Below are 10,577 nucleotides of genomic sequence, written 5' to 3'. Positions count from 1 at the left end.
TCAGGCCGCCGTTCGGAGTATCCGCACAGGTCGCTTCGTTATACCTCTATAGCGACGAGAGGACCACACAATGGCAGACCGCAGCCTGCGCGGCATCCGGATCGGCGCCCAGAGCTTACAGAGCGAAGAGGGCGTCGTCTTCCATGAGCGCGCACAGCACACGTACTCGTGTACGTCGTGTGGACGTGACACGACCCTTACTTTCGCAGCCGACGCCGAGGTGCCCCCGACGTGGGAGTGCCGCACGTGCGGCGCTGAGGCCCTTCTGCGCATCGGCGACAAGACCGCGTCGGTCGACCACAGTGACGACAAGGCTCCGCGCACCCACTGGGACATGCTGCTGGAGCGTCGTACCATCCCGGAGCTCGAGGAGCTCCTCGAGGAGCGTCTCGCCTACATCCGCGCGCGTCGCGGTGCCGGCGAGGACGTCACCAAGGAGTCAGCCGACCGCATGACCGCCTGACGCGGTCATTTCGGCTCAGAGACGCCGGTCCCTTCGGGGGCCGGCGCTTTCGCGTCCGCGCGGCGGCGCGTGGCGACGAGCCCCGCGACGACGGCAAGGGCGGCCACGCTCCCCCACGCGAGCACGGCCTTGATCCAAGCGCCGGCGACGACGGCCGGGGTGAGCCCCGTCCGCAGCTCGACGTCGGTGAGCATCGCGCCGGGCTCATCGGCCGGCAAGGCGTCGACGGTCGTGCCGTCGGGCGCGATCACCTGACTCGTGCCGACGGTCGAGATGTTGACGACCGAGCGACCCGTCTCGATCGCGCGCAGCCGCGCGACGGCGAGCTGCTGCAGATTCTCGTCGGTGCCTCGGAAGTCGGCGTTGTTCGTCTGGAAGAAGTACACGCCCGCGCCGCCTGTGGCGCCCTCCCACACGAGCGCGTCGTAGATGACGTCGAAGCAGATCGCGAGACCGGCGCGGAATCCGTCCAGGTCGAACACGGGAGGGTTCACCCCCGGGGTGTAGTCGCGCCCGATCATGTCGATGAGATCAGGGGCGATCGCACGGTAGAACGCGCGATCGGGCACGTACTCGCCGAACGGCACGGGATTGCGCTTGTCGTACGTCTGCGTGATGCCCTCGCCCGCGACCCACACGAACGACGTGTTGAAGTACTCGTCGCCCTCGAGGCGCACCATGTTCGCGACGAGCGGCGCGTCGAACGCGCGCGAGACGCGGTTGAGGGCGGATGCCGCGACCGCCGAGTCGCGCGGATCGAGGTCGACCGATCCCTCGGGCCACACCACGGCGTCGACGTCCTCCTCGCCGAACAGCGGCTCGGTCGCATCGAACTGCGACATGAGGATGTCGCCCCGCTCCCGCACGTCGAAGTAGCCCGCAGGTCCGTCGCCCTGCACGCTCACGACGCGGATGTCGCCCGCCGGCGTCGTCTGCCACGCGGGGATGACCGCGGCCGCGACGAGCACGACGACGACCGCTCCGATCGGGATCGCACCTTCGCGAACGGCGGTGGTCCGCGAGCGCCACGGCGTCGTGCGGACGATCTCGATCGCGGCGGCGCTCAACACGACCACGAGGAACGACAGTCCTGCCGTCCCGAGCCACGAGGCGGTCTCGATGAGCGGTCCGCCGACCTGGCTCGTGCCGACCCTCCCCCACGGGAATCCTCCGTAGGGGAAGCCGCCGGTGACCTCTTCGCGCGCCGTCCACAGCCCTGCCACGATCGCCGGGAGCACCGTCAGCCGCGCCCAGCGCGCGGGCAGCACGCGGGGCACCCAGCGGTAGGCCAGGGCGATGAGCAGCGCCCCCACCGCGACGAACAGCGACTCGAACACCGAGAGGGCCACCCACGGGAGCGGGCCCACCCAGCGTGCCGTGAAGTCGACGTTCATGAGATAGAACGCGACCCCGAACACGAAGCCCGTGAGCAGCGCGCCGCCCGCCATGCGCCCGATCAGGCTCACGATCGCCAGGGCGACGGCGACGAACGCGATCGGCCACCACCCCACCGACGGGAAGGCGACGTCGAGCAGAAGCCCACCGGCGGCCGATGCGACGACGGCGGCCCACAGCGGCAGGACGGGTCGCTCGGGCTCGGAGAGGGGCACGGAACAACCCTACGGGCGCGTTCAGACGGTCGTGTGCGCGACGATGCCCCGACGCACCGCCTCGAGGGCCTTGCGCGCCGTCGATGCGACAGGCTGGTCGGCGACGATGGAGAGCTGGTCGAGCAGGTCGATGGTCTGCTTCGCCCATCGCACGAAGTCACCGGCTGCGAGGTCGGCCTCGCTCAGGACGCGGTCGAGCGGCATCCCGCGCGCCCACGAGTGCATCGCGAGGGCGAGACCGGTGCCGAGCGGCTCGGATCCGGGCAGGCGGTGGTCGCGCTCGAGGTCGTCGAGCTGCTGCCACAGCGTCTGCGTATCGGAGAGGGCACGCCGGAACGGTCCGCGCGGGAGCCCGTGCTCCCCCGGCCCTGACTCGTCACGCCGCGGCTCGTACACGAGGCAGCACGCCAGCGCCGCGACCGAGGCCGCATCGAGGTCGCTCCATGTCCCGACCCGCAACGACTCCGCCACGAGGAGGTCCCGCTCCCCGTAGATGCGGCGCATCGTGCGACCCGCCGGCGTCAGCGTCGTCGTCCCGTCCTCTGCGACGCGCACGTAGTCGAGCACCTCGAGCACCTCGACGACGCGATCGAAGATACGCGCCACCGTGCCCGTGCGCGTGTCTATCTGCTGCCGCAGGCGGTCGATCTGCCGCTTGAGCTTCCAGTACCGCTCAGCCCAGCGCGCGTGGTGCTCGCGGTCGGGGCATCGGTGACACGGATGCCGCTGCATCCGCTTGCGCAACGCGGCGATCTCACGCAGTCGCTTGTCGCGCGTCGCGCGGCTCGCGTTCGCGTCCTTGCGGTTGAGCTTCTCGAGGTCGCTCAGCTCGCGTCGGATGGCGGAGTACTCGGTGAAGTCGCCGCGGTCGCACGTCATCGCCTTCTCGTAGCCGGCGAGCGACTCCTCCTGCTCGCGCACCTGGCGCGCGAGCCCGACGACGGCGCGGTCGGCCTGGAACTGGGCGAACGAGGACTCGAGGATCTCCCGCGCCCGCGCCCGGCCGAACTGGTCGATGAGGTTGACCGCCATGTTGTACGTCGGCCGGAAACTCGAGTTGAGCGGATACGTGCGGCGCGATGCGAGGGCGGCCACCGCCTGCGGGTCGAGCCCCTCGGTCCACTGGATGACGGCGTGGCCCTCGACGTCGATGCCCCGCCGACCCGCGCGGCCGGTGAGCTGTGTGTACTCCCCCGACGTGATCGCGACGCGCGCCTCGCCGTTGAACTTCTCGAGCTTCTCGAGCACGACGGTGCGTGCCGGCATGTTGATGCCGAGCGCGAGCGTCTCGGTCGCGAACACGACTTTCACGAGCTTGCGCTGGAAGAGCTCCTCGACGACCTCCTTGAACGCCGGCAGAAGTCCCGCGTGGTGCGACGCGACGCCGCGCTCGAGGTTGTCGAGCCACTCGTAGTAGCCGAGCACGGCGAGATCCTCGTCGAGGAGCGTGCGCGTGCGCTCCTCGACCGTCCGGCGGATCTCGCGCCGCTCGTCGGGTGTCGTCAGCCGCAGGCCCGCCCGCCGCACCTGCTGCACGGCGCCGTCGCATCCGGCTCGGCTGAAGATGAAGAAGATCGCGGGAAGCAGGTTCGAGCGCCGCAGCAGCTGGACGACCTCGGGACGGTCGAGCCGCTCGACCCGCCGCACGTTCGCCGACCGCACCGGCCGCTTGCCGCCCCGCTGGGGACGACGGCGGGACGCTTCGTAGCCGGCGTGCCGGGCGCTCTTGTAGGACTGGGCGCGCCGGTTGCCCTCGTACAGCGGGCCCTTGAAGGAGCGGATGCGCATGAGCTCCTGGTTCACCTGCGCGGTAGCGACGCCCGCTCGATCGTCGAAGAGCGGCAGCAGGTCACCTCGTACGAGCACGTGCTGCTCGAGGGGCACCGGGCGGGTCTCCGACACGATCACCTCGGTGTCGCCCCGCACGGTGTCGAGCCAATCGCCGAACTCCTCGGCGTTCGAGACCGTCGCGGACAGCGACACGAGCCGCACGCTGCGCGGCAGGTGGATGATGATCTCCTCCCACACCGCGCCGCGGAACCGGTCGGCGAGGTAATGCACCTCGTCCATGACGACGTACCGCAGGCCGCGCAGCGCCGGCGAGTCGGCGTAGAGCATGTTCCGGAGGACCTCGGTCGTCATGACGACGACGCGGGCGCTGCCGTTGATGTTGGTGTCGCCCGTGAGCAGGCCGACCTGGTCGGCGCCGTACACGTCCTGCAGCTCGCGGAACTTCTGGTTCGACAGCGCCTTGATCGGGGTCGTGTAGAACGCCTTCGTGTCGGGTTCGCGCATCGCGAGGTGCACCGCGAACTCGCCGACGATCGTCTTTCCGGCGCCCGTCGGAGCGGCGACGAGCACGCCGCGCCCCTCTTCGAGCGCTCGACAGGCCTCGAGCTGGAACGGATCGAGCTCGAACGGCTGCGACGCGGCGAAAGCCGCCGTGATCGGGTGCCGTCGGTCGCTCTCGGAGGCCTCGCGCGCCCGCGCGTAGCGTTCGGCGGGACCCAGGTCGGTCACGACGCCCCGTCGCCGAGGAGCGCCGCGTCGCGCTTCGCCCGACGGCGGTCGAAGATGAGCGAGACGGATGCCGCGGCGAAGAACAGGACGACGAGGATCCCGGCCAGCAGGAGCATGCTCACGACATCCGCCGCAGGGGTTGCGAGGGCCGCGAAGATGCACGCGATGAGCACTGCGACCCGCCAGCCCTTGAGGATCGCCTTGCCCGAGATGATGCCCGCGAAGTTGAGCGCGACGAGGAACACGGGCAGCACGAACGAGACGCCCACCACGATCAACAGCTTGAAGACGAAGTCGTAGTAGTAGACCGCATCGAAGAACGACGCCGCCCCCTCCGGAACGAACGAGGCCATGAGTTCGACGATGTGCGGCATGACGAGCAGGCCCACATAGGCTCCCGCGAAGAAGAGCGGGATCGCGGCCGCGAGGAACGCCACCGTGTACCGGATCTCCTTACGGGTCAGGCCGGGCATGATGAACGCCCAGATCTGCCACATCCAGATCGGCGCCGACAGGAGCAGACCGATCGCGAACGACATGCGCAGGCGCAGATCGAATGCCGATGTCACCGTCGTGAACATGAGCTCGACCTTGCTGCGCTCCTCCGACGTCTCGGCGATCGCGCGGATGGGCTCGGTGATGAGCCAGATGACCGGGTCGGTGATGAAGAACGCGACGACCATCCCCGCGACGACGCCGATCGCCGCGATCATGAGGCGCTTGCGCAGCTCGACCAGATGCTGGCCGAGCGACATGCGCTTGTCGCGCCGTGGAAGGTCGGACTCTCCCACGCGCGGCGGTCCTGCCGTCGCCACTGCGGTCAGGGCTTGGATTCGGAGGTTCCGCCCGCGTCGGTGCGCACGTCCGCTGCCGGAGCCTCGGTCGAGGAGGCCGAGCCGCTGGTGTTCGCGGTGTCACGCGCCGCGTCTTCGTCTTTCATGGCCTTCATCTCACCCTTGAACACGCGGGCGGACTGACCCATGCTCTTCGCCAGCGCGGGGAGTTTGGCCGCGCCGAACAGCAGCAGGATCACGGCGAGGATGATCAGGAAGTGCCACCCTGTGAGGCCTTGCAGCATTGTCGATTCCTTTCGGCGGGTCCGCTGACAGTGTAACCCGCAGGGTCCTTCCGCGGCCGAGAGCCACGTGTGACTCGCCGGGTGTTCAGTGATACTGCGCGAGACCGGCCTCGGCCCATGACCGCGCCGCGGCACGCGCGCCCTCTGGCTCGAGCACTTCGACGGCCCCGCCGCGACGGGCGGCGAGCCGCTTGAGGCTCTGCTCGTCGGCGATGCGCATCGTCGCGACCGACCATTCGCCGTCGGTCTCGACGCGGGCGCGGTCGAGGTAGTCGCCGAGGAGCGGCGCGACGGATGCCGGGAACCGCACGCGCGCGACGATGTCGCCCTTGCCCTCCTCGAACCAGTCCGGCACGGGGTCCTGGCCGTGCGAGATCGGGATGTCGGTCAGCTCGATGTCGCTCACGCGGTCGAGATGGAACGTGCGCATCGCTTCGCGCAGGTGGCACCAGCCCTGCAGGTACCACTGCCCGTCGGCGATGTGCACCTTGACCGGGTCGACTGTGCGGGTCGTGGGCGGCGCATCCGGTGCCTTGTAGGTGAACGAGACCGCGACGCCCTGCCGCACCGCGCGCGCGACCGCGTCGCGGACGGCGTCGACCGGGGCGGGAGCGACGATCACCTCGGCGGGCGCGCTGGACGCGCCGCGCGAGAGCTTGCGCAGAAGTCCCGTGAACAGCTCGGAATCGCCCACGCCGGGGATCGAGCGCGCGAGCTGGAGGCCCGTCAGCAGGGCCGCCGCCTCGCGGGCGGTCAGCTTCGGTGCGCGCTCGAGGCCGACCGCGTTCGTGATGACGATGAGGTCCTGCTCGTCGAGGAGGTCCCAGTCGATGTCGAAGAGGTCGTTCGGCATCTGCCAGTAGCCGCTGTCGCCGGGAAGGCCGATCATCGGCAGCTTCTCGACCATCGAGCGCATCTGCTGCGGGGTCACGTCGAACTCGTCGGCCGCCTCGGCGATCGACACCTCGCCCTTCGAGATGAGGTACGGCACGAGCTGCAGCATGAGGGCTGCGCGGTCGGTCGCGACGAGCGGCTGGCGACGGGCGCTCACGATCGGTCTCCTTCGAATGCTCCGTGCACCTCGGCCGTCGCGCGCAAGCGCCGGATGACGTGTTCGCGGAGGTCCTCGGGCTCGACGACGCGCACCTCGGGGCCGTAGGACGCCAGCTCGTCGGCGAAGATGTTGATGTCGACGAAGTTCACGTGGATGCCCTGTTCGGCGGGCGTCGCCCGTCGGCTGAGCCGCAGCGCGGCCTCGGTGCCCGGGTTCACCTCGAGCAGGGCGCGGTTGCGCGCGGCGACAGCGTCGAGTCCGGCGAGAGCGCGGTCGCCGGCTCCGTCCCGCAGCTCGCGCGGGAAGCGCTGTCGCGTGATCGTGACGTCGCCCACGATGCGCGCGAGGAGGAATGTGCGGTCGGCGTTCATGTCGAGGTCGTTCGAGAAGAGGTGCCACCGGCCCTCGAACTCGACGAGCGCGAGAGGCTGCACGTGGCGCATCCGCGGCGCCGCCTCACCCGGCTTGAGGTACGGGAACGTCACGACGCGGCAGTGCTCGATCGCCTGCTGGAGCGGTGCGAACGACGGCTCGCGCACGCTGATGCGCGGCGTGTAGCCGATGATCGGCTCGTCGACGTCGATTCCGAGCGCACGGATCTTGCGGAGTCCCGTGCGCGCGTCCGCCGACATCGAGCTCTCGCCCCACACGGTGCCCGCGAGGTTCAGCAGCGCGACCTCGGCGGGCGTGAACGTGATGTCTTCGGGGAGCTCGTATTCCGTCGTCGGCACGCGATAGCGCGCCTCGCGCAGATCGTCGGGATCGGCCCAATCGCCGATGGTCTCGATCGGCACCCCGAGTGCGCGCAGACTCTCCTTGTCGCGCTCGAACATCTTCTCGAGGGCGTCCTTCGACGCGCCCGACTCGTACTGCTCGCGGTAGCCGGCCACCGACGTGAGGATCGTGTCTTTCGTGAGGCCCACGTCGGTCGCCATGAGGGCGACGACCAGGTTCACGAGCCGCTCGTCGGGCGGACTCTTCACGGCGACTTTGGCAGGCACTCCCTCATCTTAGGCGTGCGGACGCCGCCTCTTCCGGGGTTTCGCGAAGTGCGTCCTACTCGGCCGGAACCGCGTCGATGCCGAGGATGTCGAACACGAAAACGAGCGTCGATCCGGCGGGGATGCCCGCCTGGTCCTCGTCGCCGTACCCGAGCTCGGGCGGCACCACGACGAGCACCTGCGACCCCACGGTCGCACCATCGAGCGCTTCGGCGACGCCGGGGACGAGCGAGTCGAGCGTGAGCGAGGCCGGCTCGCCGTCCCACGTCGTCTGGAACACCTCGCGGTCGTCCCACGTGAGCCCGGTGTAGTGCGCGCGGAAGGGCGCATCCGACGAGATCGCCTCGCCGTCGCCCTTCTTGAGCGTCTGGACGACCAGCTCCGACGGCGCGGCGCCGTCCGGCACGATGATGCCCGGGCGACCGTTCGGCGCGCGCACGACGCTCGGCACGCCGCGGTCGGCGTTGAACTGGTCCGCGCCGTCGGCGCGGGGCAGGAACACCTTGCGCACGTCGACCACGACGACCACCGAGTCGTCCTCCGACATGCCGAAGCTCGCCGCGGCCTCGGGCGCGACGTCACCCGGCGGAAGAGCCGCGACGATGCGCGAGCCCTCGGTCGCGCACTCGACGATCCGGTCGAACGTGGGGAACGTCTGCTCCCATCGCGAGACCGCGAACGCCCGTGACAGATCGCCGTCGTACGGCGTGGAGACGATCTCCTCCCCCGTCTCGGCGCTGATGACCGAGATGTCGACGACCGCCACCTGATCGGCCGTCGTGATCGGGGCGCCCTCACCGCGCACGACGTCGTCCACGACGAGCTCGTCAGTGTGCAGCGGTGTGTAGACCTTCACGCGCGGCACGTCCTCCTGATCGCCGGTCACCGTGACGAGCTTCGCCACCTCGGGATCGGCGGACGGGCGGGGGCACGCGTCTGCGGCGGACTGGGAGCATCCGGTCAGACCGACGGCTGCGAGGGCGACGACCGTGAGGGCAACGGGGATCTTGCGCACCGGAACAGTCTAGGCGGCATCGCACGCCGCCCCTCACGCCCTACTCGGCTGCCCCGGTCTCGTCCGCCGCGGCCGCCTGCCGCGCACCCTCCGCGGCGCGCTGCGCCTCGCGTACGCGCTTGCGCAGGTTCTTGTCGGTGATCTCGCGGTCTCCGACGGCTCCGGGAGTCCACAGCTCGACGTCCTCGTCGCTGTAACTCGACTTCGACGCACGGCGCTTGCGCTCGGGCGGGATCGCACCCGGTGCGAGCCGGCGCGCCCACAGCAGGAACCCGGTGTGGGCCACCATGCGGTGGTCGGGACGCACCGCGAGGCCCTCGACGTGCCATCCGCGCACCATCGTCTCGCTCGCGTCGGGCTCGGTGAACAACCCGGTGTTGCGGATGTACTCCGCGACGCGGCTCAGCTGCGTCGCCGTCGCGACGTAGCAGACGACCACCCCGCCCGGTGTGAGCGCGTCGGCCACGGCGTCGATGCACTCCCACGGCGCGAGCATGTCGAGGATCACACGATCGACGGATGCCGCAGCCACCGTCTCGGGGAGCGCTTCAACCAGGTCGCCGACGACCACGTCCCAATTGCGGGGCATCTCGCCGAAGAACGTCTCGACGTTCGCCTTCGCGACCTCCGCGAAGTCGGCACGGCGCTCGAACGAGAGGAGACGCCCGGATGCGCCGACCGCCCGCAGCAGCCACAGTGAGAGCGCGCCCGAGCCCACGCCCGCCTCGACGACCGTCGCGCCGGGGAAGACGTCCGCCTCGGCGAGGATCTGCGCCGCGTCCTTCGGGTAGACGATCGCCGCGCCGCGAGGCATCGACATGACGAAATCGCGCAGCAGCGGTCGCAGCGCGAGGTACTCGTGCCCGCCGCTGTTGGCGACCACCGAGCCGTCCGGCAGCCCGATGAGCTGCTCGTGCTTGAGCACGCCGTGGTGAGTGTGCAGCTCGCCGCCGGGGCGCAGCGTGATCGTGTGCAGGCGGCCCTTCGGGCCTGTCAGCTGCACCCGGTCGCCTGCACGGAACGGACCGCTCGGGCGGGACGCGGGATGCGGCATCCGGTTCTCTGCCAGCGGTTCGTCGGTCATCGGCGGACTCCTCGGAAGTGAGATCCGTGCAGCGCGGCGATGTCGTCGGCGGTCCGGCCCTCGAGCGTCGGCCACAGGGCGTGGGCGCCCGTGCCCTCGAGGCCGATCATGTTCGGGACGCCGATCGCGACCGTGCCGGCGGCGACGGCCGACCGCAGTCCGTTGGGCGAGTCCTCGATCGAGATCGTGTCGGCGGGGTCGACCCCCAGCAGCTCACTCGCGCGCAGGTACGGATCGGGGTGCGGCTTGGGGCGGGCGACGTCGTCGCCCGCGACGATGACGTCGAACGCCGCGAAGTCGATGAGGTCGACGACCGACTGCGCCATGCGGCGCAGCGACATCGTCACGAGCGCCGTCCGCACCCCCGCCTCACGGAGGCTCGCGAGCAGGGCACGTGCACCCGGGCGGAACGGGACGCCCTTCGTCGACAGCTGCGTCAGCACCTCGTCGGTCAGGTGGTTCACGATGTCGTCGACGCTCATGCGCACGCCCGCGTCCTGGAAGATGCGCGCGGCGTCGTCGAGGCCGAGCCCGACGAGCCGGAGCGACTGCTCGTGCGACCACGACCCGCCGAAGCTCTCGACGAGCGGCGTCTCGGCGGCGATCCAGTACGGCTCGGTGTCGACGAGGGTGCCGTCCATGTCCCACAGGACGGCGGCGGGGAGGCGGTGGTTCACCGCTCAATCCTAACGAGGGGCCCTCCGGGGCCCGCCGTCGGAACGGGAGCGGCCCGGTCGTCGGCCTCGACGCCT

At 70.2% G+C, this 10,577-nt stretch carries 10 protein-coding genes; 1 reads left to right on the top strand and 9 read right to left on the bottom strand.

Translation table 11 applies throughout. The features are described from left to right. Window positions 1-70 precede the first annotated feature (70 nt). Window positions 71-463 carry an RNA polymerase-binding protein RbpA gene (locus VFF97_RS00985; protein WP_325031624.1) on the top strand — a complete coding sequence of 131 codons (393 nt, stop codon included), beginning with the start codon at window positions 71-73 and terminating at the stop codon, window positions 461-463. Window positions 464-468: 5 nt separating this feature from the next. Here the strand turns inward: VFF97_RS00985 and lnt are convergent, their stop codons facing one another. From lnt to VFF97_RS00940, 9 genes are all read right to left on the bottom strand, one after another. After that, window positions 469-2,073, bottom strand: a complete 1,605-nt coding sequence (gene lnt / locus VFF97_RS00980; RefSeq protein WP_325031623.1) for an apolipoprotein N-acyltransferase — start codon at window positions 2,071-2,073, stop codon at window positions 469-471. A gap of 21 nt (window positions 2,074-2,094) precedes the next feature. Beyond that, entirely contained in the window at window positions 2,095-4,593 is a 2,499-nt protein-coding gene (locus VFF97_RS00975) for a DEAD/DEAH box helicase (protein WP_325031622.1), read from the bottom strand. Beyond that, on the bottom strand, window positions 4,590-5,348 hold the full coding sequence (gene tatC / locus VFF97_RS00970) for a twin-arginine translocase subunit TatC (RefSeq protein WP_325031627.1): 759 nt from the start codon (window positions 5,346-5,348) through the stop codon (window positions 4,590-4,592). The genes VFF97_RS00975 and tatC overlap by 4 nt, the downstream gene beginning before the upstream one ends. 65 nt (window positions 5,349-5,413) lie before the next feature. Continuing rightward, complete coding sequence (gene tatA, locus VFF97_RS00965; protein ID WP_325031621.1) at window positions 5,414-5,671, bottom strand: Sec-independent protein translocase subunit TatA; 258 nt, start codon at window positions 5,669-5,671, stop codon at window positions 5,414-5,416. An 85-nt stretch (window positions 5,672-5,756) separates the two neighbouring features. Further along, window positions 5,757-6,722: a WYL domain-containing protein gene (locus VFF97_RS00960; protein WP_325031620.1), complete on the bottom strand. Its 966-nt coding sequence runs from the start codon at window positions 6,720-6,722 to the stop codon at window positions 5,757-5,759. Beyond that, window positions 6,719-7,660, bottom strand: coding sequence for a helix-turn-helix transcriptional regulator (locus VFF97_RS00955; protein WP_414684207.1), 942 nt, complete (start codon window positions 7,658-7,660; stop codon window positions 6,719-6,721). Before VFF97_RS00955 ends, VFF97_RS00960 begins: the two co-directional genes overlap by 4 nt. A gap of 121 nt (window positions 7,661-7,781) precedes the next feature. Next, a complete protein-coding gene (locus VFF97_RS00950; protein WP_325031618.1) occupies window positions 7,782-8,741 on the bottom strand; it encodes an FKBP-type peptidyl-prolyl cis-trans isomerase in 960 nt (319 codons plus the stop codon). A gap of 40 nt (window positions 8,742-8,781) precedes the next feature. Further along, a complete protein-coding gene (locus tag VFF97_RS00945; protein ID WP_325031617.1) occupies window positions 8,782-9,825 on the bottom strand; it encodes a tRNA (adenine-N1)-methyltransferase in 1,044 nt (347 codons plus the stop codon). Next, on the bottom strand, window positions 9,822-10,502 hold the full coding sequence (locus VFF97_RS00940; RefSeq protein WP_325031616.1) for an HAD family phosphatase: 681 nt from the start codon (window positions 10,500-10,502) through the stop codon (window positions 9,822-9,824). The genes VFF97_RS00945 and VFF97_RS00940 overlap by 4 nt, the downstream gene beginning before the upstream one ends. Window positions 10,503-10,577 lie beyond the last annotated feature (75 nt).

Source organism: Microbacterium sp. (genome assembly GCF_035687345.1).
In the GTDB taxonomy this organism is placed as follows: Bacteria; Actinomycetota; Actinomycetes; order Actinomycetales; family Microbacteriaceae; genus Microbacterium.
This window is presented reverse-complemented; position numbering and strand designations above follow the sequence as displayed.

Bases quoted from the DNA above. Each gene is read 5' to 3' on its own strand.
- tatA (WP_325031621.1), bottom strand. From the start codon at position 5,671: ATGCTGCAAGGCCTCACAGGGTGGCACTTCCTGATCATCCTCGCCGTG.
- tatC (WP_325031627.1), bottom strand. From the start codon at position 5,348: ATGTCGCTCGGCCAGCATCTGGTCGAGCTGCGCAAGCGCCTCATGATC.
- VFF97_RS00955 (WP_414684207.1), bottom strand. From the start codon at position 7,660: ATGGCGACCGACGTGGGCCTCACGAAAGACACGATCCTCACGTCGGTG.
- VFF97_RS00985 (WP_325031624.1), top strand. From the start codon at position 71: ATGGCAGACCGCAGCCTGCGCGGCATCCGGATCGGCGCCCAGAGCTTA.
- VFF97_RS00945 (WP_325031617.1), bottom strand. From the start codon at position 9,825: ATGACCGACGAACCGCTGGCAGAGAACCGGATGCCGCATCCCGCGTCC.